Source organism: Pseudoalteromonas fenneropenaei, assembly GCF_042643375.1.
GTDB classification, from domain to species: domain Bacteria; phylum Pseudomonadota; class Gammaproteobacteria; order Enterobacterales; family Alteromonadaceae; genus Pseudoalteromonas; species Pseudoalteromonas fenneropenaei.
Genome location: NZ_JBHRSD010000006.1, coordinates 23,547 through 46,664, shown reverse-complemented (window position 1 = coordinate 46,664; position 23,118 = coordinate 23,547). Strand labels below are relative to the sequence as shown.

Below are 23,118 nucleotides of genomic sequence, written 5' to 3'. Positions count from 1 at the left end.
TAAAACTCATGCGATACTCTACAATAGATGACTGCAAGTTTTACTGCAATATACCTAATTTAGGTATTTTAACTCTCGTTATTTACGCCAAAATTTACGCCAAACTAGCATGCCTTAACCCATTGGGTTCTTTAACACCATCACGCCGTTGACTTATGGACTTAAAAATTGCTATACCCAGATTATTGAAATTACAGGTAAGCAGCAAATTGAAGTAGGAAAGGTACACATTCCTGCCTAAAGCCAAAAACACCAACAGGAGCAGTCAGGTGCCCAATACGCTTTCCGTCCGCAGCTATAGTGCGCAACCGCGCGCACATGTCCATCCTTACCATCAGCTGGTGCTGCCCGTACAAGGGTTGATTGATATTCAAGTTGGTCACTATAAAGCGCAAGTTGCAGTAGGTGAATGTATTGTCATTTACGCAGGTATATTGCATGAATTTAAAGCTCACACTGCGGCACGCTTTGTGGTTGCAGATATGGCCGAGCTGCCGGAAAATTTAACTCAGCTGCCCGCTATCCATTTTGCTATCAGTTCACCGTTTTTAAGCTACTTGCAATTCATTACCCTGCAACTGGCTGATGCAGTACATCCTAAGCTTGAACAGCTGCTCTGGCAGTTGTTTGTAACACAGTTAGAAAACCAAAAATGCGCTCAGAAAGTTGACCCGCGCATTGCAAAAGTCATTGCCACTATGCAGGCGGATTTATGCCAAACTTTGTCTTTACAACATTATGCCAATATTGCTTGCTTGAGTTTGACGCAGTTTAAACTGGTTTTTAAGCAAAGCACTGGGTGTAGCGCCTCACACTATCTCACTCAGCTAAAAATGGAAAAAGCCAAAGCGCTGCTCACGCACACGGATATGCCCATCAGCCTCATCGCCGAGCAGCTTGGCTACCAAAACCACTCCGCATTTAGTCGGCGTTTTTGTCTTTATTTTGCCCAGCCACCTAGCGCTTTTCGTCGTTGATCCCATCGCTGCTACAGTAAAAAGCAACTGCGTGGAGTATAAAACCGCCTTTTCTGCATAATTTTAATCAAGCTCAACTGCTAAGCTAAAGCCATACATTGGTTTATGAGTTTATTATGGCAAATACCGCCGCTTTACTTGCCCTGATGAGCTGGGGTTTATTCGCTTTACTTGGCGCCGAAACACAATCCATCCCTGCATTCCAGTTGCTTGGGATGTGTTTTGCCATTGCTGCTGGGCTTATGTTTATCAACCAAATCGCACGTCGCCAATGGCGTAACTTACGCCCTAGCTTAACACCCAGCGAGTGGCTAATCGGCACAGTAGGCTTGTTTGGTTTTCATTTTGCGTACTTTATGGCACTTAAATACGCACCGCCACTCCATGTCAGCCTTATCAGTTATCTTTGGCCTTTGCTGCTGTCTGTATTGGTGGCAAGCCAGCAACACAAAATAAAAGCACTGTGCGCGGGTATCGTTGGTTTTGCTGGTGTCAGTTTGGCACTTTTTGAGCAACCACCACATACCGACGCTATGCCTTGGCAAACCACGCATTTAGTCGGCTACGCTTTAGCTTTGAGTTGCGCTGTGATCTGGGCAGGTTATTCTTGGTTTTTCGCCTCACGGCAAAATAAAGTGACCGATATTGGCTGGCTGTCACTGCTTGTTGCAGTACTTGCGTTTGCCTGTCACAGCGCTTTTGAAACCTCACACTGGCAACTGACAAACTACCAGTGGCTATTGGTGTTTTTGCTTGGTTTAGGACCAGTCGGCGGGGCATTTTACCTCTGGGATTATGGCATGAAGCATGGCAATCGAAGCATGCTGGCGTCGCTGTGTTTCTTTACACCTTTGCTTTCAACCGCAGTATTAGTGCTGGCAGGTAAAGCCGTTTGGAGCGGGCAAGTTATGGTCGCAGTAGGGTTGGTGCTAGCTGGTGCATTAATCAATAATGTCACGCGCATGCATTGGCGCGCAGCCAAGCTCTATACCTTGCAACAATTAAATAAAAAGCGAGCTTAATGATGGAATTAATTACCTTTGAACAATTTTTACAAGTCGAACTACGTGCAGGTACAATTATTGACGTACAACCTTTTCCTGAGGCGCGTAAACCCGCTTATAAGCTCAAAATTGACTTTGGTGAACTCGGCATTAAAAAGTCGAGCGCGCAAATAACCACACTCTATAGCGTAGAAGAACTGCTCGGTACGCAAGTGCTGGCGGTAGTGAACTTTCCCGCCAAGCAAGTTGGACCGTTTATGTCGGAGTGTTTAGTCACTGGGCTACATAGAGAAGACGGTGCAGTGGTCTTAGTGAGGCCAACCGAACCTGTGCCAAATGGCAGCAAACTCGCGTAACACGTTAAAATATCTCGTGTTACGATTGACTATTCGTTATTATTGAACCTAAAAATGGAACGTAGAAATAATAATGGAAACTGTCTTTCTCAACACCCCGTGGTTTTTAACGGCGCTGTACTTTGTTGCTTTAGGTATTGTGCATATCGCCTTTGCTTTTGGTGTATATCATGCCGCTAAACTTGGTCAGACAAACGGTTTACAAACTTGGCTGATAGGGCCTGGAATGTGGGCACTCTCAGTGCTGATATTGGGACCGTTGCTTGCGATTGGTTATTGGTTTATCCACCATTCCAATTTAGGTGGCTTTAACGATCAACTGCTTAAAGAGGTGCGAGCAAGGCATGAGCGAATCAAGACCCTAGAATAAGCTTAAGTTGCGATTGTGATTCAATCCGCTTGAAGGCGTGCAAGACGCTTAACACCAAGCGTAGTGCATACCTTCGCTGCCGGGCCTTGAGAGCACAAAACCAAACTTTTTGTACAGCTCAGGTACATCCGCCATCAGGGTGATATACGCGCTAGGCTCTGCCGTGCGCAGAAGATATGCCATAATATGTTCCATCACTTTTCGGCCTAGGCCTTGGCCTTGAAATTGTGGATCAACCGCCACATCAACCACGTCAAAATTCAGTGCCCCATCCCCTATTACCCTACCCATAGCGATAGTCTGCCCATCTTTGACGATATGTACCCCGTACAAGCTGTTTGCAAGCCCTTTAGCAACTGCGGCGGCTGGGCGTGCACTTAAGCCAGAAATATGCCGTAGACGGATAAAATCATCGACATTGGCTGGTTGTTCTATAATTTGCATCAAATGAGTCCTATTATTGTTATACTTGGCTAGGCTAGATTTTAGGGCATTTGTAAGAGCGGCTGAACACCTTGTAATACCTTAGCACAGCGCTCACGTAAAATATCCCGCAGTAATCGCACGCTGGGATTAATAGACTGGCGAGTTGGGCACACTAACCATAAGCCTTTATGTTCCAACTGATAATCACGCATTACAGCTCTGATAGTGCCATCTAGTAGCTGATCAGATACATCCAGCGCCGAGCGCAGTGCAATACCTTTACCGGCCGCACACCAACGTCTGACGAGATCTGCATCATTGCCAACCCTATCGCCGTTTAACGTGACTTTATACTGTTTGTCGGCTTTTTTCATCGGCCAAGTACTAAAGGTACTACCACGCAGTTGAAAGAATAAACCGTTGTGTTTGCTTAATTGCTCATGATCTTGTGGCTCGCCACAGCGCGCGATATAGCTAGGTGCAGCACAGAGCACCAATGGCGCATCGCAAATCTTAAAGCCATACAAGTTAGCATCATCGACTTCACCATAACGTAGCGCGACATCCACGCCATCACGGTAAAAATCTAGATTATGGTCATTGAGAATAAGCCGCAGCTTTAATTTGGGGTGCATATCCAACATTTCATCTAACCACGGCAATAAGATATTGCGACCCAGATCAGAGGGCGCGGTGAGCCTCAACTCGCCTTCAATTTCACCACTATCGGCTAGCACCTCTTGGCGCGCGTTTTCCAACAAGCTCAAGGCTTGCAAACACATCGGCAGATACTTTTCCCCTTGTTTAGAGAGCCTTAAACGCCGAGTTGAACGTACAAATAGTTCAAAACCAAGTTGTTTTTCTACCCGTTTGATTGCTGCACTGGCCATTGCTACTTGCACATCTAACTGTGCAGCGGCAGCACTAATGCTGCCTAATTGCGCCGTTTTAGCGACGAGTTGTAAATCTGAAATCTGCATTATCAAAATATTTTTGAAACTAATTTAATTATTATCACCTTTTTATTGATTATTGAAAGTATTAAGCTGCATACATCTTATATTTAGGAGCAGAATCATGATCACCTTAGCTGAGGCACTCAATAGCCGTTACGCAACTAAAGCCTTTGACCCAACTAAGAAAATTCCAGCAAACGAATTTGCTTTATTAAAACAAGCACTACGTTTAAGCCCATCCAGCACCAATGCGCAGCCATGGCACTTTGTGCTGGCAAGTGATGAGGCAGGCAAACAGCGTATTGCCAAAAGTACCCAAGACAACTATGCGTTTAACGAGCGTAAAGTCTTAGACGCCTCGCACGTTGTGGTGTTTTGTGGCAAAAACACGGTGGATGATGCACATTTAAGCAAAGTACTGAGTAAAGAAACCGCCGATGGACGTTTTGCCGCTGGCTCTGAAATGGCGGCCAAAATGGACGCTGGAAGACGCTACTTTGTAGGCTTGAACCAAAGTAGCGAAGCCTCGCTACAAAGTTGGGTTGACAAGCAAGTGTACTTGAATGTCGGTAATTTCTTGTTAAGCGCCGCTTTATTAGAGATTGATGCGGTGCCAATTGAAGGCTTTGATGCCACAATTTTAAATGAGGAACTCGGTCTAACTGAGCTAGGTTTACACGCGCAAGTCATAGTTGCACTTGGCTACCGCAGCGCCGATGACTTCAATGCTACCCTACCTAAATCACGTTTGGCACCAGAACAGATTTTCACTGAATTGTAAGGTTAACAGCAGCATACGATGAAAACATTGCCTTTGATTAAATGCCTACTACCAGTACTGTGGCTAAGCAGCGTGGTACAAGCGGCGCAATTGAGTGAACCTCCAATTGGCGAGCTACAAAGCGTAGCTGAATTGCCGTTTCGTCCCGGCAACGTAAGCGTCACGCCACATGGCCGTATTTTTGCGACCGTTCATCCGTTTGGTCGGGATGAAGGTCTGCAATTAGTTGAAATAAGCACCGATGGCAGCGCAAAACCATGGCCAAGCTCAGCTGTGCAAAGCAACGCAACGAATAAATCTTTGACTAAGCTCGACTCGCCACTCGGCCTCACTCAGGATGGTCAAGGCCATTTGTGGGTGATTGATATGGGTCAACACACTGGTCGTACGCAACTTTGGGGCTTTGATATCGCCACCGGGCGCAATATCAAGCAACTGGTTTTAGATGAGCAAGTCGCGCCACCTGGCAGTTTTGTGCAAGATATTGTAGTAGATGGTGAACTCGGCTTTGCATATTTGGCTGATATTGCCGCCAACGCACTGATTGCCGTTAACCTTAAAACGGGACATGCAACTCAATTTCAAGATCATTTTTCGTTGCAGCCCGATGTAGACGCAGAGATGCAAATTGATGGCAAAAAAACCCAATTCGCAGGCCAACCGGCTCGCGTGGGGGTAAATCCATTGACGCTCTCTGGCGATGGTGAGTACTTATTTTATGGTGCTATGACTGGCACCCATTGGTACCGTGTGAACACCAAAGCACTGCGCTTAGGTAATCACGAAACTATCGCTGCAAGCGTTACGCTTGTAGGCCATAAGCCGGTATCGGACGGTGCAGCTACCAGTAGTTCAGGCAAACATTATTTTACCAACCTCAATCAAGGTGCAATTGATGTGCTTGACAATGGTAAGCTCAGCACACTGAGCCAGTCACCACAGTTAAGCTGGCCAGATAATGTACAACTCGGTGAGCCCGGTTGGTTATATGTGGCGGTCAACCAACTCCACCTCACTCCCGCGTTTACTGGCGGGGAGGATTTAGGCAAGGCACCTTATCGCATTATGCGCGTATGGGTTGGCGCAACTGAGCACAGAGTTAATCGCTAAGCCGCAACTTTGAATACCGTGGGCAATTTGCCCGCGGTATTTTCTGTTCTGTTATGATTGGGACTGCTGCTTTTTCCAATCATCGGTCAGCATGCCAGCAAATCCCCAGTCTTGCTCGGCTATTTCTTGAATAACAACGTGAGTATGCTCCGGCTTTTTCCCAAGCACGCGCACTAGAGATTGCGTAATGTCGGCAACCAATTCAGCTTTTTGCTCTCTCGTTGCACCTGCAGTTATCTGAACATTGACGTAAGGCATATTGCATTTCCTTTCTTGACTGGAATGTGTCGGGATTATTGTAAAACGAGCTTGTCACAGCTTACCCCATCTAAATAGTGGCTCAAGCGGTTTTGCATCGCCGTTTTTAACCACTCAGGGCCTCCGTCATACATGTCATTGTGTTTGCTGTCAGGAATAAGACTCACGCAGATTGGGAATTGAGCTGTTTCCTCAGTATTTGGCAGCACGCCTTCATCCGCAGGATAGTCGCTGGCACGTAAAGTGAGCACAGCAACCCCAAGCGAACGAGGCATTGGCACTCGTCGGCTATCAAACGTGACCACTTGTTTCACCTGCTGAGGATATTGCTGGGCGTATAAGGCCGCAATGTCACCCCCATTGGAATGCCCGAGTAAGGTTAACTCGTTGAAGTTAAAATGCGACAATTGTGCTGCCAGTGTGGCTCGCACAAATTCGACGCTATCGACACCGCGCTGCCAATTCTCTAAACGCGTTTCACTAAACGGCATGCTTCTTGACAGTGGCGGATCTTCGGGTAATTCATGTTGAATAGCAATGGTTAAGTAACCACGTTGATTTAGCACTGTGGTGATAAACTGATACTCGTTATGGGCAATACCATAGCCTGACCCTAAAATTGCCACTCGACATGGAGCAGCCTTGCTACATGAGGTTTGCACTGGCAATTGAATTACAACAGGGATAGCTCGCTGGCGTGTTGCGTCGGTCAACTCGCTCGGCAATGGTTGCGCCTTTGCCGCTGCAATTGACGCACTAAAACACGCCAACATGGCACTAACACTGAGAAGGTTTTTCATTACAACTTCCTTTGCATGGACTACAACGGCCTTGCTTAATAAATCCCTTGACGCTGCTTAGCAGGCAAGACTAATGGCTTCGTTGCCAATACTCAAAGATGAACAAATGGTCTTCTTGACCGCTATGGAGCCATACTCCATCGCTTATTTGGCAGTTAAAACGGTAATTTTTGCCGACTAAACGCGGTAAAGAGCTGACTTCGATATTTTCTAGATACAAGCCGTCTTTAAACTCGTAAAGGCCACTGGCGGCAACCTCGAATTTCCCGTCTGGGTGCCAAGTAACAAAACTGACTTTACCATCCACCAGCCACTTGCGGCTTAAGAGGCTACCGTCTTTGACTTCTGCTAATACTTTACCGGTTTGATCTTCATAACGGGCCGATTTTAATTCCCACAGTCCACTCATATTGAAGTGTTCGCAGGAGGCTGCCAACGCTGGCTGACCAAAAAGTACCGCTAATATTACTGTCGCTGTATTTCGTATCACTTTTTTCCTTAGTTTTAGTTATTGCGGTGCTGACTAAAGCTGGGCTGCTAACTTTTCATACACTTTTAAATGGTGCGCTGATAACAGCTGCGAATTCACCTGCTTCAAGGTATTTTTTGCATTGTCTTTATCGTCAAGCTGCCAATATATTTCCGCCAGCCTAAGCAAATGAGCTGCACGGTTTTCGTCATCGTTATGACTCTTTAAATAAGTTAAAGAGTCTACATAGGTGTCTCGCGCTAATTCGTAACGTCCTAGTAACTGATAAGTCCGTGCCAAATTCCCCATCGCAACGACAATTTTGGCGTTTTGATCGGTTCCGGCTACCCAGTTAAGCGCTGCTAAACGAAAACGCGCGGCCTTTTCTAAATCGCCCCAATGGTGCTGAACATTTGCTTTGTTAGAGTTGAGCTCAAAATTAAAAATAGGATCTTTACTCTTAGCAAAACGACTTTCTGCCATTGCAAGAATTTGATAGGCTTTTTCAAAATTACCTAATGACAACTGCAAATTAGCCAACTCCACTAACCTCAAAGGCTCACCAAAAGCCTCGTAGATATTTTCCACTTTGGCTATCGCCTTTTGCGCATATTCCAACGCTTCAGCCTTACGACCCGCAGCTCCAAGCGATTTAGCATAATAAAAATACAATTGTGACTTAAACACAGCCGGCGCATCCCCATGGGGTAATAAGGGCTCAACCGCGCGAATAATGTCGTCAAATCGTCTAACATCATAATAATAATCAAGCTGATAGGATTTGATTTTATACCATTCGGGAGAAAGGTAAGTTTCATTCAAAAGTGCTGCATTGATATGATCCAAACAAGGGATAGTTGGCTTCACTTGGCAAAAATGCTCATGGTCACTTAAATGCTCAGCAGCAAAACTAGGTAACGCGAAAAGCAAACACCACAACAATTGACTAATACGCATGAGATTTCATTTTATTATTTTTTGCTCAACTACATTTTACGCACTCAGTGCTAATAAACAAATCTTTTACTTTACAAAATTTAAAGCAAAATGTGCTTACTCAATCAGCATGATAGTTAGGCATCACTCGGGTGAGTAAACACTGAGTTGTTGTAAATGTATTTGGGTTGCCAAAGCAATTATTTTAAACAATTTCATTTACAATTTAAAAACAAAAATATTTACATCTCAACGTATTTGCCCTAGTGTAATCTTGTTCCTAATAAGGAATTTTAGATTAAAAATAAATGAAAGAAGAAGGAACTAGAAATGAAATTACACCTAACAAAATGTACAATGAAGTCTTTATTAAACAACAAATACTTGCCAAATCAAGATACTCGTAAAGTGGCGGGTGGGGTTAAGACTGTTACCCAGTGTTTTACGACTTGCGCGCCAACAATTGATTTAAATTGCTGGGAAATGTCACGAAAAGGTGAGTGTTAATAGACACAGCAAAGGCCCGCTAAAGCGGGCTGTTTAGAAAATCATTAAGCGCTATCAGGAATTCTCACCGACCCTTCCATCAGCACACGAGCACTGCGGCTCATTACCGCTTTTGTTGCTTGCCACTGACCTTGAATCTGCTGCGCTTGCGCCCCCACTCTTAAAGTACCAGAGGGATGGCCAAAGGTGACCACATTACGCTCACCACCACCGGCGGCAAGGTTAACCAAAGTACCAGGGATCGCTGCTGCTGTGGCAATAGCGACCGCTGCCGTGCCCATCATGGCGTGGTGCAACTTACCCATAGATAAAGCCCGCACGTTAACGTCTATATCCGTTTCTGCGACCAGTTTGCCGCTCGATGATGTATAAGCTTTGGCGGGTGCAACAAAAGCAATTTTTGGTGTGTGTTGACGTACCGCAGCCTCTGCAATTTCGCTTATTAAGCCCATTTTAACTGCGCCATAAGCGCGAATGGTTTCAAACTTAGTGAGTGCCGCAGCATCGCTATTAATTACCTCTTGTAACTCTGTGCCGTCATAGCCTAAATCACTGGCATTAAAAAACAGAGTTGGAATACCGGCATTGATCATAGTGACTGGAAAACTGCCAATACCTGGCACTTCGAGCATATCGACTAAATTCCCGCTTGGGAACATATCCCCTTCACCATCGCTTGGGTCCATAAACTCCACCACTACCTCAGCGGCAGGGAAAGTCACACCGTCAAGTTCAAAGTCACCAGTTTCCTGCACTTCACCTTGGCTCATCGGGACATGGGCAATAATGGTTTTACAGATATTGGCTTGCCAAATTCGCACTGTAGCAATGCCATCGGCTGGGATCTTAGCTTTATCCACTAAACCATTAGTGATGGCAAAGGCACCAACGGCGGCAGTTAAATTACCGCAGTTGCCGCTCCAATCAATAAAGGGCTTATCAATGGCAACCTGACCAAACAAATAGTCTACGTCATGGTCTGGTTGGCTACTTTGGCTTAAAATCACCGTTTTGCTGGTGCTAGAAGTCGCGCCGCCCATTCCATCTGTGTGTTTACCGTACGGATCTGGGCTACCAATCACTCGCAGCAGCACGGCATCGCGCGCAGCACCCGGAGTTTGCGCCGCTAAAGGTAAGTCGCTGAGTTTAAAAAACACCCCTTTACTGGTGCCGCCACGCATATAAGTTGCGGGGATACGAAGTTGAGGTTTGCTATTCATATTGGTTTCCTTTGGGCCTCCTTTGAGGCCCAGTCGAAGTTAAACGTTACCTTCTAAGAAGTCCTGCGCAAAGCGCTGTAACACGCCGCCTGCTTCATAAATAGAGACTTCTTCTGCAGTATCTAAACGGCAGATTACAGCCACTTCCAACTTTGCCCCGTCGCGGCGATTTACCACCAATGTTAGCGTTGCGCCCGGAGTGCGCTCACCGATAACATCATAGGTTTCGGTGCCATCTAAGGCTAAAGTTAAACGATTGGTGCCTGCTTGGAATTCAAGTGGTAACACACCCATACCAATTAAGTTGGTACGGTGAATACGTTCGAACCCTTCTGCCACAATGGCTTCGACCCCAGCTAGGCGCACCCCTTTGGCGGCCCAGTCGCGTGATGAACCTTGACCATAATCCGCACCAGCAATAATGATCAGCGGCTGCTTGCGTTCCATATAGGTTTCAATCGCTTCCCACATCCGCGTGACTTGGCCTTCTGGCTCCACGCGAGCGAGTGAACCTTGTTTTACCGCGCCTTTTTCATCGCGCACCATTTCATTAAATAGTTTAGGGTTAGCAAAAGTCGCTCGCTGAGCCGTTAAGTGATCGCCACGGTGGGTCGCGTAAGAGTTAAAATCCTCTTCCGGTAAACCCATTTTTGCTAAATATTCACCCGCGGCACTGTCGAGCATAATCGCGTTCGAAGGCGACAAGTGATCTGTGGTGATATTGTCACCCAAAATTGCCAGCGGTCGCATGCCAGACAAAGTCCGAGGCGCTGCAAGTGCGCCCTCCCAATAAGGAGGGCGACGGATATAGGTACTCATTGGACGCCAATCATAGAGTGGGTTGATATGCTCACCATAATCCACGCTCAAATCGAACATCGGGTCGTACACAGCACGGAACTGCTCCGGTTTAACGCTCGTTTTGATCACCGCATCGATTTCCGCATCCGATGGCCAAATGTCTTTTAACCTGATGGCAGCCCCAGATTGATCATAGCCAAGCACGCCATTTTCGATATCAAAACGTATCGTACCCGCTAGAGCATAAGCGACAACTAACGGTGGCGAGGCTAAAAATGCCTGTTTTGCGTAAGGGTGAATACGACCATCGAAGTTGCGGTTCCCCGAGAGTACGGCGGTCGCATACAAGTCGCGCTCAATCACTTCTTGTTGAATTTCTGGGTCTAATGCACCACTCATACCGTTACAAGTGGTACAAGCAAAGGCCACCACACCAAAGCCTAGCTGTTCCATATCGTTAAGTAAGCCCGCCTCTTCCATATACATTTTCACGGCTTTAGAGCCTGGCGCAAACGAAGTCTTCACCCATGGCTTGCGAGTCAGGCCTTTAGCGTTAGCATTACGTGCAAGTAAACCTGCTGCCACCACATTGCGTGGGTTTGACGTGTTCGTACAGCTGGTAATAGCCGCGATGATCACCGCGCCATCTGGCATTTTGCCTTCTTCCAGTTGGTAATCTTTCACTATGCCTTGTGCCGCAAGCTCTGTGGTCGCAACACGGCGATGTGGATTTGAAGGACCGGCAAGGTTACGCACTACAGTACTTAAATCAAAACGCAGCACCCGCTCGTATTCTGCCGTAGCAAGGCTGTCAGCCCACAGGCCGGTGTGTTTGGCGTAGTTTTCAACCAATTTCACTTGTGCTTCATCACGACCAGTTAAGCGCAAGTACTCTATGGTTTGCTCATCAATATAGAACATCGCCGCAGTGGCACCGTATTCTGGTGTCATATTGGAAATGGTGGCGCGATCGCCAAGACTTAGGTGTTTGGTGCCTTCGCCGAAAAATTCCAAGTAGGCTGAAACAACCCGCTCTTTACGTAAAAACTCGGTAATAGCTAACACAATATCGGTAGCAGTGATCCCAGGTTGGCGCTCGCCAACTAATTCAACCCCGATGATGTCCGGTAACCGCATATAAGAAGCGCGTCCTAACATCACGCTTTCTGCTTCTAAACCGCCAACACCAATGGCGATAACACCTAAAGCATCAACGTGCGGGGTGTGGCTGTCGGTTCCGACTAACGTATCTGGAAATGCCACACCATCGCGTACTTGCACCACAGGTGACATTTTCTCTAAGTTGATTTGGTGCAAAATACCGTTACCCGGTGGGATCACGTCGACATTTTTAAACGCGGTTTTGGTCCAGTTAATAAAGTGGAAGCGGTCTTCATTGCGACGGTCTTCTACTGCGCGGTTTTTAGCAAACGCATCTTTGTCATAGCCTCCGTATTCAACGGCCAAAGAATGGTCGACAATTAACTGCGTTGGCACAACTGGGTTTACTTTGGCCGGATCGCCGCCTTTTTCTGCGATGGCATCGCGCAGGCCTGCTAAATCAACTAACGCTGTTTGGCCCAAAATATCATGACATACCACCCGCGCCGGAAACCAAGGAAAATCTAAATCACGACGGCGCTCAATGATCTGCTCTAAACAAGCGTGCAAGGACTCGGGTGCGCAGCGGCGGACTAAGTTTTCAGCCAGCACTCGTGACGTATAAGGAAGACCTTGATAAGCACCCGGTTTAATGGCATCAACGGCAGCTTGGGTATCAAAAAAATCTAAATTACTGTTTGGGAGAGGTTTGCGAAATTGCGTGTTCATGGTTACATCCAAAAGAAAGGCTGACGGTAGAGAGCGGCTTTGAATCAAAGCCGCGTGCCAAGACGTTATTAACGTTGACTGATTGGCGTGACACTACGTAGTGCTTCGCCAACGTATTCCGCCGATGGGCGAATAATACGATTGTCAGCACGTTGCTCCATCACATGCGCAGCCCAACCAGTCAAGCGTGACATCACGAAGATAGGAGTAAATAATTTAGTTGGGATGCCCATAAAGTGATACGCCGAGGCATGGAAGAAATCCGCGTTACAGAATAATTTCTTCTCGCGCCACATCACTTCTTCACAGCGCACAGAAACTGGATAAAGCACGGTATCACCAACATCAGCAGCCAGCTTTTCAGACCACATTTTGATAATTGCGTTGCGTGGATCTGACTCTGAGTAAATCGCATGGCCAAAGCCCATGATCTTTTCTTTACGCTCAAGCATGCCCATCATTTCTTGTTCAGCGTGATCTGCTGAAGTAAAACGCTCAATCATATCCATAGCGGCTTCGTTAGCGCCACCGTGCAGTGGACCACGCAAAGAACCAATCGCACCAGTAATACAAGAATGCATATCTGATAGGGTTGAAGCACAGACGCGCGCGGTAAAGGTCGAGGCATTGAACTCATGCTCAGCATAAAGAATGAGTGACACATGCATCACGCGCTCATGTAATGCCGAAGGCTTTTTACCATGTAATAGATGTAGGAAATGCGCACCGATTGAGTCGTCATCGGTTTCTACATCAATGCGCACGCCATCGTGGCTAAAGCGATACCAGTAACAAATGATACTAGGAAATACCGCGAGCATGCGGTCAGTCACTTGTTGCTGCGCATCAAAAGTTAATTCGCCTTCCAAATTCCCTAGCATTGAACAGCCTGTACGTAATACATCCATCGGATGCGCGTCGGCAGGAATACGCTCAAGCACATCTTTAAGCGCCGCTGGTAAGCCACGCATTCCTTTTAATGCCGCCTTGTAGCTCGCTAGCTCGTCTTGAGTCGGTAAGTGACCTTTTAAAATAAGGTGTGCGACTTCTTCAAACTCACAGTGTTCGGCCAAATCTTTTACATCATAACCACGGTAAGTTAAACCTGAACCTGATTTGCCTACCGTTGAAAGTGCTGTTTTACCTGCTACTTGGCCGCGCAGTCCCGCGCCACTTAATACTTTTGCCATTTGTTGTCTCCTGAATTTTTTACCTGCTGACGCCCCAAGCCTTACATTGGTTTGGCAAGCGCACTACGCTTAAGCGTTATGGGTAAAGCCAATGCTCTACCCTTTTTCTATTACTTGTTCTTACCTTCGGCAAACAATGCGTCCAGTTTTTGCTCGTACTCGTGATAACCGAGGTAGTCGTAGAGCTCCATGCGAGTTTGCATAGAATCTATGACAGATTTTTGGCAACCTTCAGCAAGGATAGTCTGGTACACCATTTCTGCGGCCTTATTCATGGCGCGAAATGCACTTAATGGGTATAGCACCATAGCCACACCCCATTCACCAAGTTGCTCTTTGCTCCAAAGCTCGGTTTGACCAAACTCAGTGATGTTGGCAAGCACTGGGACATCCAAGGCCGCGGTAAAGGCACGATAATGTTCTTCGGTTTTAATCGCTTCTGCAAAAATACCATCAGCACCTGCTGCAACGTAGGCTTTCGCACGTTCAATCGCCGCCGCTAAACCTTCCTGTGCAAATGCATCGGTACGTGCCATGATGAAAAAGTCAGGATCAGTGCGCGCATCCACAGCCGCTTTAATGCGGTCTACCATTTCCTCGGTTGAAACGATTTCTTTATTCGGACGATGACCACAGCGTTTTTGCGCTACTTGATCTTCAATATGCACCGCAGCAACACCAGCTTTTTCCATATCTTTAATGGTTTTAGCGATGTTGAATGCACCACCCCAGCCGGTATCGATATCCACCATTAGTGGCAAATCACATGCCGCAGTGATACGGTAACAATCCACCAGTACGTCATTGAGTGAAGTCATACCTAAATCTGGTAAACCGTATGATGCGTTGGCGACACCCGCGCCAGACAAATAAATGGCTTGATGACCAATGCGTTTGGCCATCATCGCACTATAGGCATTGATGGTGCCGACGATTTGCAGCGGTTGATTCGCTGCTAGCGCTTCACGAAATTTTTTTCCTGCACTCATGATGTTCTCTCTGTAAGATTGTCACTTGATAATTTAGTGGCGATATTATTTTTAGAATATTGAATATGACGGCGCATCAGCATTTCTGCCAGTTCGGCATCGCGATTACTGATAGCACGGACGATGTGTTTGTGTTCATCAAAAGCAGTCGTCACGCGTGGACCTGCCATCCCCAGTTGCACACGATACATGCGGATCAAATGATACATACCATTGATCAACATATTAATAAGATGAGTGTTTTTGCTGCCAAGGATAATGCGATAATGAAAGTCAACATCACCCGCTTCCTGATAATAGGATTCACCACCTTTTACTTCATCAAAATGGTGGCTAAGCAGTGCGTTGAGCGCAGCGATTTCTTCATCACTCATATTTTGCGCCGCTAAACGTGCTGCCATACCTTCTAACGCTTCGCGCACCCGATACAGCTCATCGAGCCCAGCTTGGCTTAGCGACACCACTCTTGCCCCGACGTTGGCTTTACGTTCTACCAGATGACAGGCTTCAAGGCGGTTGATGGCTTCACGGATCACAGCTCGACTAACTTCATACTTTGTCGACAATTCCATTTCACTTAACTTAGTCCCTGCAGGGATAAGTCCATCCACTATTTCCTTTCTCATCCGATAAAATGTTTTATCTGAAGAGGTTACCGCTTGCTCAGTAAACATTGCTTTTACCAGCTCTACTTTTATGTCACCAAAGTTGTAGACAATCTTAGCAGTAATCTGCTCAAGATCAACCAAAAACCCCGAGATTGTCGACAAAAGTTGTAGGCAAGTCATGCAAAATTCACTTATCGGATTGAAATCAATGCACTACACTTTCCATGATGGGTTGATCTTTACTAAGTTAAAACGCCTGAGGTAATTCCGGAGAGGTATATGTCGTTAACGCAGTATTTCCGAGCTAAATGTGCCCCTTTAGCACTCCTTTGCAGTTTGCTCACTGCTAGCGCTCTTGCTACTCCCCTAACTGTAGTGACTGAGCTATCCCCGCCTAGTCAAACTATGGAAAATGGTGAAGTCGCAGGTGAGAGTACCGCATTGGTGAGGATGATCTTAGCGGAAGCAAAGCTGTCGGGTGAATTTGCCATGCTACCTTGGGCGCGGGCATTTAAAAACGCCACCACCCAAAAAGACACTTTGATTTACAGTATCGCCCGTACTTCAGAGCGTGAAGAGCAATTTGAGTGGATTGGTCCGGTTGCTTTATTTGAATTAGGTTTTGTTACTAACCGTTTTCGTGACGACATCCAGCTTAAGTCGCTTGATGATGCCAAGCACTTGCGCATAGCGGTGCAGCGCTCTGATATTTCTGCTGAAATCTTAGCAAAATTGGGGTTTGATTTTATCCAAACAACGGATATTGAAAAATCTTATGCGCTACTTATCAATAATAAGGTGGATCTAGTGGTCGATGATCCAAGGTTTTTGGTTGATATGGCAAAAGCGCTAAAGCTACCTAGAGATCAATTTCGTTTTGTTCTTACCGTCCCCGAGCTCGCAACTCAAGGCTACCTAGCTGCAAGTAAAACCACCTCTAAAACAGCTGTTGAACAATTAAAAACGGCATTTAAGCAGGTCTCAGAGACATCAGAATACAAGCAAGTCATGAAGCAAACGATTCTTAAAGATTGAAATTTATCATTTTAAAGCAATAAAAAAGCAGGCTTAAGCCTGCTTTTCTACATTCAATTCTGCTCTATTAAAGCACTTTAATGTTTTCAGCTTGTGGGCCTTTTTGGCCTTGAGTTACTGTAAACTCAACTTTTTGACCTTCAGCCAAAGTACGGAAACCGTTACCTTGGATAGCGCTGAAATGAGCAAAAACGTCAGGGCCGTTTTCTTGTGCGATAAAGCCAAAGCCTTTAGCTTCGTTGAACCACTTTACGGAGCCTGTAATTGGTGTAGACATAGTACTAATCCTAATATAAAAACTTAATTGCCCAAAGCGGGCATTTCAGAGCAAAAAAATACGATGCTTAAAACTTCAGGACGGTACTACAGCGGTGACGCTCAACAACGTAATGGAGATTTCAAACGGCGGACTTTTCTGTCCTTGTCAATCATAAAAAGAGTAAAATCTGAAGTCAATGCTTTGAGATAAACGGTCAAAAAAATTTCTTTTTTACAATTCTCATCAAAAACCAAGAACAGCGTTCACTCCATCCTATTTTCAAATATCTAGGGCGTGTTTGGGGCTAATATTCAAACTCTAATGCTAATCTGAAACTATGGTCTTTACCGGAATGGGTTAACTCAGTAATAAAACCAGCTTCCCATTTCAATTGCCGCTGCCCTTCAAAACGATATAAACCGAGAAAGCCCGGCCCAATACCAAAAAAATCTTCTCCAGCATAGACTTCAACTGCTGGTTGAAATGAAGAGAAGAGTCGATAACGAAACTGCGCACGAAACTCTGACTCCCATTCGTCGTCTATATCGTGCCCCCACTCCCGCACAACAAAGGCATTCATAGTTAAGCTACTTTTGCCAAACTCTTTTTCAAAGATAAGACCTGTGGTGGCTTCAAATGCAGATTCATCATGACGCTTTTCCAACTCAAATAACAACCCCCAATCCGCCCAATAGCGCCCTTGTTCAACTAGTTGCCAACGTAGTTCAGCCTCAAATCCTGCGATATCATAGTTCTCTTCTTCATCACGCTCACCGATGATGTAGCCTTCCAATGCAACCGTGTCGTATAACGCAAACCCCATCCCAAAACGCTGTGCTAAATAATTCTTATCGCTGGTCTGGCGCGAATGTAAGCGCCACTCTATTTCTCGTTCAAAGGGTAAGACGTAGGGGTGATAAACCTTATCTACCACCATGCCATCCGCCAGCGCCGAGGACTGCCAACCCACGCTAAGTAAGCAGGCCAGCAAACCAAACATTAAGCGACTTTGCAGCCATTTCATATCGCTACCTCCCGCTTGCGCCCACGCGCCAGCCATACCAAATAAAACGCTCCCGCTCCGCCAATATAGGTTGTGAGATTCAGCCAGCTTGGGCTGGCTTCATAACCTAACAGCACTTTAAACACGCGCCCAAATACACTGTGCTCATCCAAAAACCAACGTAAATCCACCACGCTGGGGGTACTGGCTAACAAGTCTATCTGCGTACTCAGATCGGACGCGACAGATATCTTGCTCGCCGCATGCAATGCAAACAACAACATCAACCAATAGGTGCTTCGCGTAGACTGTGTAGAGGCTAACAGGAAATACAATAAGGTACTAAAACTAAAACAAATACCTAAGCCTAAGATGGTGCCAACGAGCAAACTTTGCAGCGCATCGGCAGACATAAAACTATTTAAATAGGTTAAAAAGTGCGATAGATAAGTGATAACACTGAGCGCCAACGCGGTTTGCTGCCAAATGATGCGAGGTTTCAGCGTTATGAGCAGCAAATTTGCATACAGTAATACTAAGAGGAATATCTGACTCACTTCAAAGCCGCGATAATCAAACCACTGGCTTATCACCCCAGCGGCTTGCAAGTAAGCGATGCACCCTATCACACCAATTCCAATAGCGGACAAGGCGTGTAATAGTGGCAATTTAGAATTGCGCACGCATTGCAGCATTAATACCCACAATAAAGCAATCGGCAAACATTGATTGATGCATAAAATCACCGTATTAAGGAGCATTATTTACCTCCTTTGCAACCACTATGCCTTGCGCAGTATTGGGTGAAAACTCACCAAAAAAACGATATTCGCCGGGCTCTAATGGCCCGATGTAGATCACACTCTTACGACCAGGAAACAGGACTTTTTCCCTATTTAGGTCGAAACTGTCGAATTCTTCGGCTTCTGAGTCTTTATTTTCAATCACCAACTTTACTTTTTTCCCTGTTGGCACTTCGATTTTCGCGGGCGTAAAAAGATGATTCTCCAGCACAATAAAGAAACTATCGGTTGCAAGCACCAAAGTACTAGTAAAAAAACCACAAACTAGAATAAATGCGTAGAGCAAATTTGACCTCACGGCGCTTCCTTATTAAACCACACTTGCACTTTTAGTCCGCCTAGTTCCGCTTTACTCAACTCAATTCGCGCTTTGTAAATTGCCACTATATGCGCCACAATAGCCATACCAAGCCCTGCGCCTTTTTCGCCGGAAGGATGTTTGTCTCCCCCTACGCGATAAAACCTGTCAAAAACACGGGAGATCTGCTGCTCTGTCATACCTGGGCCCGAGTCGCTTATCTGCCATTTTACTTTACCCTCCTCGGTGCTGATCTGAAGTAGAATTTCCCCCCCTTTAGGCGTGTACTTAATCGCGTTGCTAAGTAAATTACCTAGCAGGGTATGCAAAGTGAACTCACAACCGTAGATCACAACATTTTCACCAGTGAGGCTTATTTGCTGATTTTTTTCCGCAATTTTGTCATATTGCGCCGCAACCAATTGCTGCGTCAATTGGAACAGATCCTGACTAGTAAATTGACTTTTCCACGTATCTGGCTCGGTACGCGCTAAGGTGAGCATCTGCTCAACAATATGGCCTAGTTGCATCAGGCCCTGCTCCATCGCGGCAATACTGGAATTATCCGGTAGCTGCTCACTGAGATTATGCAGATTGATTTTCAAGCTACTAATGGGTGTTTTTAGTTCATGTGCCGCATCCGACGCAAAATAGCGTTCACGTAAGTACGCCGCTTCTACCTTAGTAAATAAACTGTTTAAACGCTCAATTACTGGGGCAATTTCAGCGTCTTCAGAGGCAGTTTGTAAACGTTGGAAGTCATTGGCCTTTCTAAATTGCAACTCGCGAGATAGCACAGTGAGCGGGGTCAAAGCTCGGCGTACATACCAAGCAATAAAGAGCGCCAGTAGCGGCATGACTAGCACTAAAGGCGTCATGGCGGATACAATCAAGGTTTCAGTTAAAGCAAAACGCTTTTGCACTGGTTCGGCTAGCAGCAAGCATCTATCAGCAACTTTAGTTACCAATACTCGCAGCCGCTGCCCAGCAATATTGCGGGTTGAAAAGCCTTCTTCAGCACAAGGGGACGCAAGCGTCGCGAGTAATTTTGCGCTAAAAAGCACGTTTTCACCTTGCCATAATTTGGCGTAAAAGTCGTGCTGTTCGGTCCACTGATTAATAGGCGAGCCTAACAGCACTTTACTGACACTGTGTAATTGCTGGTCTAGTTGTTTTTCCGCCTCGTGAATACTGGTTTCGTACCCTTGCAAGAGCGCCATAAACGCAGTGAGGATCAGACACGACAAAATAATAAGCGTAAGTCTACGATTAATAGACATGCGCTTCGCAAGCCGCGACTCCTTCGGTTGTGGCATTTAGCGCTTTCCTAATACGTAACCGATACCACGTAAGGTAGTGATAAGATCTTTGGGTAGCTTTTTACGCAAATGATGGATATGCACCTCAATTGCGTTTGACCCCAGCTCTTCCCCCCATTGGTAGAGTTTGCTTTCAAGTTGCTCTTTAGAAAGTACCCGACCACTGTTTTCCATCAGCGCCTTAAGGAGCATAAACTCTTTACGTGGCAGATTAAGCAGCTCATCACCTACGCTAACTGTATGACTCGCCGCATCAAGTGCGACATCGCCAACCTGAATAACACTTGAAGTATGCTGGGTGAAACGGCGCCCGATAACCCGTAAGCGAGCAAATAATTCTTTCGCTTCAAAGGGCTTAGGCAAGTAATCGTCCGCCCCTAGGTCTAACCCTGAAATTTTATCGTCTATGCTATCGCGAGCAGTCAGCACCAACACACCTATCGCCAACTTACGCTTACGAATGGTTTTCAATAAACTTAAGCCATCCCCATCGGGCAGACCTAGGTCAAGCACCACCAGTTCAACTTGCCCATCACTAATGTAGTTTTGCGCTTGCGCCAGTGTCTGCGCATGGTCAACACTATAGCCCTCCTTGAGTAAGGACTGTAACAGCCCTTCAGCAAGCGGGGCATCGTCTTCCACTAATAGTAATCTCATTTGTGTTTTTTCAGTTTCTTCTCGACTTTGGCTAGCAGCATATCCACTTCTTGTTGGCGATATTTATCTGCTTTCTCACGCCCTATTCTTGGTGGTGCAGCTTTGGCTTTTTGGAGATGCTCAAATGCAGCTTGATACTTTTTATCATCATAAAGAAATTCAGCATAAAAGTAATTAATATCTAGACCATCTGGGTTGATTTGCAAGGATTTTTCAAATAAAGCACGGGCTTTTTTATCACTACCAAAGCCAATCGGCCAACCTGGAACTTTTGCATATAAAGTACCAAGGCTGGTTAATGCAGAACCTTGTAATGCTTTTTCATCGATAGCGATAGCTTTCTCCAACTCCTCTTTCGCCGCTTCAGCCAAGCCTAAGGCGCCCAGCCCCCCTTTTGCGCCAGCGAAGCTCGATTGCACAATACCATGCCAAATATGACTTTCGGCATTTTCAGGAAAATGCTCAACTAACCTTTGACTGTCTTTGATTAGGGCTTCAAAACCAGCTTCGCGGGCTTTATCTTGTAATTCGTAATTCACTGTCGCCCAACTGTCTTGCACCGCGCGTAAGTCAGTACCAAGATCTGCAGCACCTGCAAGTGAACTAAATAAGCCATTTAATGCGAAACATAACGCGGATAATTTAATCAATTTCATAATGATGACTCCCTAGAACCAAGGAATGATTTAATCGTTTTCAGTTGTTTGATAATTGCCGAATCAACTAATTCAGGTAACAAACCATTTATACGGGCGAATAACTTTTCTGGAAAACCCACCGCTTTGCGACGCTGCTTTGAATTAAGTAGCTGCATAAATATTTCAGCGACCTGTTGTGGACTGTCCATTTTGTTGCCAAGCGCGGTGTTCATAGCGCGCACTTGAGCATCATTAATTTGCGTATCGGTAGCGCGTGGCGCAAGATATTTAATGGCCACTACCCCATCTAGCTCACGTGACAACGCCTCGCTAAATCCTCTTAAACCAAATTTGGAAGCACAATAGGCACTTTGATAGGGATAACCTATGGCGCCAAAGGCTGAACCAATGTTCACCACTGTCCCTTGACAACTCTTCAGCTGCGGTAACAACATTTGCGTCAGTAGCATTGGCGCTAACAAGTTCACTTGCAGTTGCTTGCGCATTAAGTTGGGCGGGGTATTTTCAAATGGCAACATTTGATTAAGCCCCGCATTATTGACTAACAGTGTAGCGCCACCTTGTGCCTCCGCATGCTGTGCGATAGTGATAGGCGCAGCCTCGTCATTTAAATCCAGCGCGAGGAATAAATGTTCATCACCCAGCTGATATCTCAGCGCATGAAGTGCTGACTCAGAGCGCGCCACCAATAAACAGCGCCAATTGTCTTGAGCCAAACGACGGGCAATAGCTTCGCCAATACCACCTGTGGCGCCAGTGATAATTGCTAACGGTTTACTCATGCCACTGCTCCTACCAATAGCTTCGGCACTTGCGGCTCCAGTTCGATACTTCTGAACACATCGCCGTAGAGTCGATAAAAGCATTTTGCACTGTGAATAATAAGTGCCTGCTCCTCTTTGCAGTCAATTTTGTCCATTAAACCTTTAAAGAAATCTATGTGCTCAATGTCCAGCGCGCCATGTGAGGTCAGATACGTAAAGGCATTACGTGGCAAATCTAGTTTATCGCGAATGGTTCTAGCTGCATTGTCTGCAAGCGCAATTGAGGTGCCTTCCAGTACGTTTACCATACCAAAAAAGCACAGCGGGTTAACGCGATTGATGCTGTCATAGGCATAGCTGACCATCATTTCTGTGGCAAAAGATGGTTTACTTTGACGTACCACTTCTTTGTCATAACCACAGGCAGCAATGTCATTGAGGATCCACTCTTGATGGCCCATTTCCTCCTCAACGTAATGACCTATTGCTTCGCGCAACCACTCTTTGCTTTCCGGTAAGCGGCCTCCACAGCTCATCAGCAGTGGTACGGTATGCTTTACGTGATGGTAAGCTTGCTGTAAAAACGAGATATATTGCCCAACACTAATATTCCCCGCGAATACATCACGAATAATTGGCGCGTTCAATAAATAAGCACGTGCTGTTTCAGTTTCAGCTTGTAGCGTGTCATAAAAAGAAGTCATCACTTGCTCCTTGGTGTCAGTCTCAGATA

Annotated in this window: 27 protein-coding genes; 7 read left to right on the top strand and 20 right to left on the bottom strand. The window is 46.0% G+C overall.

All coding sequences use genetic code 11. The features are described from left to right. Positions 1 to 269: 269 nt before the first annotated feature. The 4 genes from ACFOEE_RS03205 to ACFOEE_RS03190 all read left to right on the top strand — a co-directional run bounded on the left by ACFOEE_RS03205 (position 270) and on the right by ACFOEE_RS03190 (position 2,707). Complete coding sequence (locus tag ACFOEE_RS03205; protein WP_377120848.1) at positions 270 to 977, top strand: helix-turn-helix domain-containing protein; 708 nt, start codon at positions 270 to 272, stop codon at positions 975 to 977. A gap of 116 nt (positions 978 to 1,093) precedes the next feature. Beyond that, positions 1,094 to 1,999: a DMT family transporter gene (locus ACFOEE_RS03200; RefSeq protein ID WP_377120846.1), complete on the top strand. Its 906-nt coding sequence runs from the start codon at positions 1,094 to 1,096 to the stop codon at positions 1,997 to 1,999. After that, entirely contained in the window at positions 1,999 to 2,337 is a 339-nt protein-coding gene (locus tag ACFOEE_RS03195) for a tRNA-binding protein (RefSeq protein WP_449301149.1), read from the top strand. The genes ACFOEE_RS03200 and ACFOEE_RS03195 overlap by 1 nt, the downstream gene beginning before the upstream one ends. Positions 2,338 to 2,410: 73 nt before the next feature. Beyond that, positions 2,411 to 2,707, top strand: a complete 297-nt coding sequence (locus tag ACFOEE_RS03190; RefSeq protein ID WP_377120844.1) for a hypothetical protein — start codon at positions 2,411 to 2,413, stop codon at positions 2,705 to 2,707. A 48-nt stretch (positions 2,708 to 2,755) separates the two neighbouring features. Here ACFOEE_RS03190 and ACFOEE_RS03185 read toward each other — a convergent pair whose 3' ends face one another. Further along, positions 2,756 to 3,154, bottom strand: a complete 399-nt coding sequence (locus ACFOEE_RS03185) for a GNAT family N-acetyltransferase (protein WP_377120842.1) — start codon at positions 3,152 to 3,154, stop codon at positions 2,756 to 2,758. A 38-nt stretch (positions 3,155 to 3,192) separates the two neighbouring features. Beyond that, a complete protein-coding gene (locus ACFOEE_RS03180) occupies positions 3,193 to 4,113 on the bottom strand; it encodes a LysR family transcriptional regulator (RefSeq protein ID WP_377120840.1) in 921 nt (306 codons plus the stop codon). Positions 4,114 to 4,210: 97 nt separating this feature from the next. Between ACFOEE_RS03180 and nfsB the strand changes: the two genes are divergently transcribed. Both nfsB and ACFOEE_RS03170 read left to right on the top strand, forming a co-directional pair. Continuing rightward, complete coding sequence (nfsB, locus tag ACFOEE_RS03175) at positions 4,211 to 4,870, top strand: oxygen-insensitive NAD(P)H nitroreductase (RefSeq protein ID WP_377120838.1); 660 nt, start codon at positions 4,211 to 4,213, stop codon at positions 4,868 to 4,870. Between the two features lie 18 nt (positions 4,871 to 4,888). After that, a complete protein-coding gene (locus tag ACFOEE_RS03170; protein ID WP_377120836.1) occupies positions 4,889 to 5,980 on the top strand; it encodes an L-dopachrome tautomerase-related protein in 1,092 nt (363 codons plus the stop codon). A 51-nt stretch (positions 5,981 to 6,031) separates the two neighbouring features. Here the strand turns inward: ACFOEE_RS03170 and ACFOEE_RS03165 are convergent, their stop codons facing one another. The 9 genes from ACFOEE_RS03165 to ACFOEE_RS03125 form a co-directional block, all read right to left on the bottom strand. Continuing rightward, positions 6,032 to 6,238 carry a tautomerase family protein gene (locus tag ACFOEE_RS03165; RefSeq protein WP_377120834.1) on the bottom strand — a complete coding sequence of 69 codons (207 nt, stop codon included), beginning with the start codon at positions 6,236 to 6,238 and terminating at the stop codon, positions 6,032 to 6,034. 35 nt (positions 6,239 to 6,273) lie between these two features. Beyond that, positions 6,274 to 7,038 carry an alpha/beta fold hydrolase gene (locus ACFOEE_RS03160; RefSeq protein WP_377120832.1) on the bottom strand — a complete coding sequence of 255 codons (765 nt, stop codon included), beginning with the start codon at positions 7,036 to 7,038 and terminating at the stop codon, positions 6,274 to 6,276. A gap of 70 nt (positions 7,039 to 7,108) precedes the next feature. After that, positions 7,109 to 7,528, bottom strand: coding sequence for a hypothetical protein (locus ACFOEE_RS03155; RefSeq protein ID WP_377120830.1), 420 nt, complete (start codon positions 7,526 to 7,528; stop codon positions 7,109 to 7,111). Between the two features lie 33 nt (positions 7,529 to 7,561). Next, positions 7,562 to 8,464 (bottom strand): tetratricopeptide repeat protein, encoded by a 903-nt coding sequence (locus ACFOEE_RS03150; protein ID WP_377120828.1) that lies wholly within the window; start codon positions 8,462 to 8,464, stop codon positions 7,562 to 7,564. 530 nt (positions 8,465 to 8,994) lie between these two features. Beyond that, a complete protein-coding gene (gene prpF / locus ACFOEE_RS03145; RefSeq protein ID WP_377120826.1) occupies positions 8,995 to 10,170 on the bottom strand; it encodes a 2-methylaconitate cis-trans isomerase PrpF in 1,176 nt (391 codons plus the stop codon). Between the two features lie 39 nt (positions 10,171 to 10,209). Further along, on the bottom strand, positions 10,210 to 12,801 hold the full coding sequence (acnD, locus tag ACFOEE_RS03140; RefSeq protein WP_377120824.1) for a Fe/S-dependent 2-methylisocitrate dehydratase AcnD: 2,592 nt from the start codon (positions 12,799 to 12,801) through the stop codon (positions 10,210 to 10,212). Positions 12,802 to 12,869: 68 nt separating this feature from the next. Further along, positions 12,870 to 13,991 carry a bifunctional 2-methylcitrate synthase/citrate synthase gene (gene prpC, locus ACFOEE_RS03135; RefSeq protein WP_377120822.1) on the bottom strand — a complete coding sequence of 374 codons (1,122 nt, stop codon included), beginning with the start codon at positions 13,989 to 13,991 and terminating at the stop codon, positions 12,870 to 12,872. Between the two features lie 110 nt (positions 13,992 to 14,101). Beyond that, complete coding sequence (prpB, locus tag ACFOEE_RS03130) at positions 14,102 to 14,980, bottom strand: methylisocitrate lyase (protein ID WP_377120820.1); 879 nt, start codon at positions 14,978 to 14,980, stop codon at positions 14,102 to 14,104. Next, the gene (locus tag ACFOEE_RS03125; protein WP_377121069.1) at positions 14,977 to 15,654 is read right to left on the bottom strand and encodes a GntR family transcriptional regulator; all 678 of its coding nucleotides are present in this window, start codon (positions 15,652 to 15,654) and stop codon (positions 14,977 to 14,979) included. Before ACFOEE_RS03125 ends, prpB begins: the two co-directional genes overlap by 4 nt. A 213-nt stretch (positions 15,655 to 15,867) precedes the next feature. On the opposite strand from ACFOEE_RS03125, the gene ACFOEE_RS03120 reads away from it, so the two are divergent. After that, entirely contained in the window at positions 15,868 to 16,623 is a 756-nt protein-coding gene (locus tag ACFOEE_RS03120; RefSeq protein WP_377120818.1) for a substrate-binding periplasmic protein, read from the top strand. Between the two features lie 67 nt (positions 16,624 to 16,690). Here ACFOEE_RS03120 and ACFOEE_RS03115 read toward each other — a convergent pair whose 3' ends face one another. The 9 genes from ACFOEE_RS03115 to ACFOEE_RS03075 form a co-directional block, all read right to left on the bottom strand. After that, positions 16,691 to 16,900 (bottom strand): cold-shock protein, encoded by a 210-nt coding sequence (locus ACFOEE_RS03115; protein WP_377120816.1) that lies wholly within the window; start codon positions 16,898 to 16,900, stop codon positions 16,691 to 16,693. A 286-nt stretch (positions 16,901 to 17,186) separates the two neighbouring features. Then, positions 17,187 to 17,882 carry a hypothetical protein gene (locus tag ACFOEE_RS03110; RefSeq protein ID WP_377121067.1) on the bottom strand — a complete coding sequence of 232 codons (696 nt, stop codon included), beginning with the start codon at positions 17,880 to 17,882 and terminating at the stop codon, positions 17,187 to 17,189. A 20-nt stretch (positions 17,883 to 17,902) separates the two neighbouring features. Beyond that, positions 17,903 to 18,646, bottom strand: a complete 744-nt coding sequence (locus tag ACFOEE_RS03105) for a hypothetical protein (protein WP_377120814.1) — start codon at positions 18,644 to 18,646, stop codon at positions 17,903 to 17,905. After that, positions 18,636 to 18,959, bottom strand: coding sequence for a cupredoxin domain-containing protein (locus tag ACFOEE_RS03100; RefSeq protein ID WP_377121065.1), 324 nt, complete (start codon positions 18,957 to 18,959; stop codon positions 18,636 to 18,638). The genes ACFOEE_RS03105 and ACFOEE_RS03100 overlap by 11 nt, the downstream gene beginning before the upstream one ends. Positions 18,960 to 18,982: 23 nt before the next feature. Then, the gene (locus tag ACFOEE_RS03095; RefSeq protein ID WP_377120812.1) at positions 18,983 to 20,302 is read right to left on the bottom strand and encodes a sensor histidine kinase; all 1,320 of its coding nucleotides are present in this window, start codon (positions 20,300 to 20,302) and stop codon (positions 18,983 to 18,985) included. Beyond that, entirely contained in the window at positions 20,303 to 20,962 is a 660-nt protein-coding gene (locus ACFOEE_RS03090) for a response regulator (RefSeq protein ID WP_377120810.1), read from the bottom strand. Next, a complete protein-coding gene (locus ACFOEE_RS03085; protein WP_377120808.1) occupies positions 20,959 to 21,618 on the bottom strand; it encodes a tetratricopeptide repeat protein in 660 nt (219 codons plus the stop codon). The genes ACFOEE_RS03090 and ACFOEE_RS03085 overlap by 4 nt, the downstream gene beginning before the upstream one ends. Further along, positions 21,615 to 22,403, bottom strand: coding sequence for an SDR family oxidoreductase (locus ACFOEE_RS03080; RefSeq protein WP_377120806.1), 789 nt, complete (start codon positions 22,401 to 22,403; stop codon positions 21,615 to 21,617). The genes ACFOEE_RS03085 and ACFOEE_RS03080 overlap by 4 nt, the downstream gene beginning before the upstream one ends. Continuing rightward, positions 22,400 to 23,089, bottom strand: coding sequence for a TenA family transcriptional regulator (locus ACFOEE_RS03075; RefSeq protein WP_377121063.1), 690 nt, complete (start codon positions 23,087 to 23,089; stop codon positions 22,400 to 22,402). The genes ACFOEE_RS03080 and ACFOEE_RS03075 overlap by 4 nt, the downstream gene beginning before the upstream one ends. Positions 23,090 to 23,118 lie beyond the last annotated feature (29 nt).

Excerpts from the sequence above, each read along its gene's own strand:
- ACFOEE_RS03160 (WP_377120832.1), bottom strand. The coding sequence starts at position 7,038 with ATGAAAAACCTTCTCAGTGTTAGTGCCATGTTGGCGTGTTTTAGTGCG.
- ACFOEE_RS03115 (WP_377120816.1), bottom strand. The coding sequence starts at position 16,900 with ATGTCTACACCAATTACAGGCTCCGTAAAGTGGTTCAACGAAGCTAAA.
- ACFOEE_RS03085 (WP_377120808.1), bottom strand. The coding sequence starts at position 21,618 with ATGAAATTGATTAAATTATCCGCGTTATGTTTCGCATTAAATGGCTTA.
- ACFOEE_RS03150 (WP_377120828.1), bottom strand. The coding sequence starts at position 8,464 with ATGCGTATTAGTCAATTGTTGTGGTGTTTGCTTTTCGCGTTACCTAGT.
- ACFOEE_RS03095 (WP_377120812.1), bottom strand. The coding sequence starts at position 20,302 with ATGCCACAACCGAAGGAGTCGCGGCTTGCGAAGCGCATGTCTATTAAT.
- ACFOEE_RS03200 (WP_377120846.1), top strand. The coding sequence starts at position 1,094 with ATGGCAAATACCGCCGCTTTACTTGCCCTGATGAGCTGGGGTTTATTC.
- ACFOEE_RS03110 (WP_377121067.1), bottom strand. The coding sequence starts at position 17,882 with ATGTTTGGTTTGCTGGCCTGCTTACTTAGCGTGGGTTGGCAGTCCTCG.
- ACFOEE_RS03105 (WP_377120814.1), bottom strand. The coding sequence starts at position 18,646 with ATGCTCCTTAATACGGTGATTTTATGCATCAATCAATGTTTGCCGATT.
- prpB (WP_377120820.1), bottom strand. The coding sequence starts at position 14,980 with ATGAGTGCAGGAAAAAAATTTCGTGAAGCGCTAGCAGCGAATCAACCG.
- acnD (WP_377120824.1), bottom strand. The coding sequence starts at position 12,801 with ATGAACACGCAATTTCGCAAACCTCTCCCAAACAGTAATTTAGATTTT.
- prpF (WP_377120826.1), bottom strand. The coding sequence starts at position 10,170 with ATGAATAGCAAACCTCAACTTCGTATCCCCGCAACTTATATGCGTGGC.
- nfsB (WP_377120838.1), top strand. The coding sequence starts at position 4,211 with ATGATCACCTTAGCTGAGGCACTCAATAGCCGTTACGCAACTAAAGCC.
- ACFOEE_RS03170 (WP_377120836.1), top strand. The coding sequence starts at position 4,889 with ATGAAAACATTGCCTTTGATTAAATGCCTACTACCAGTACTGTGGCTA.
- ACFOEE_RS03125 (WP_377121069.1), bottom strand. The coding sequence starts at position 15,654 with ATGTTTACTGAGCAAGCGGTAACCTCTTCAGATAAAACATTTTATCGG.
- ACFOEE_RS03075 (WP_377121063.1), bottom strand. The coding sequence starts at position 23,089 with ATGACTTCTTTTTATGACACGCTACAAGCTGAAACTGAAACAGCACGT.
- ACFOEE_RS03180 (WP_377120840.1), bottom strand. The coding sequence starts at position 4,113 with ATGCAGATTTCAGATTTACAACTCGTCGCTAAAACGGCGCAATTAGGC.
- ACFOEE_RS03090 (WP_377120810.1), bottom strand. The coding sequence starts at position 20,962 with ATGAGATTACTATTAGTGGAAGACGATGCCCCGCTTGCTGAAGGGCTG.
- prpC (WP_377120822.1), bottom strand. The coding sequence starts at position 13,991 with ATGGCAAAAGTATTAAGTGGCGCGGGACTGCGCGGCCAAGTAGCAGGT.
- ACFOEE_RS03080 (WP_377120806.1), bottom strand. The coding sequence starts at position 22,403 with ATGAGTAAACCGTTAGCAATTATCACTGGCGCCACAGGTGGTATTGGC.
- ACFOEE_RS03190 (WP_377120844.1), top strand. The coding sequence starts at position 2,411 with ATGGAAACTGTCTTTCTCAACACCCCGTGGTTTTTAACGGCGCTGTAC.
- ACFOEE_RS03120 (WP_377120818.1), top strand. The coding sequence starts at position 15,868 with ATGTCGTTAACGCAGTATTTCCGAGCTAAATGTGCCCCTTTAGCACTC.
- ACFOEE_RS03195 (WP_449301149.1), top strand. The coding sequence starts at position 1,999 with ATGATGGAATTAATTACCTTTGAACAATTTTTACAAGTCGAACTACGT.
- ACFOEE_RS03165 (WP_377120834.1), bottom strand. The coding sequence starts at position 6,238 with ATGCCTTACGTCAATGTTCAGATAACTGCAGGTGCAACGAGAGAGCAA.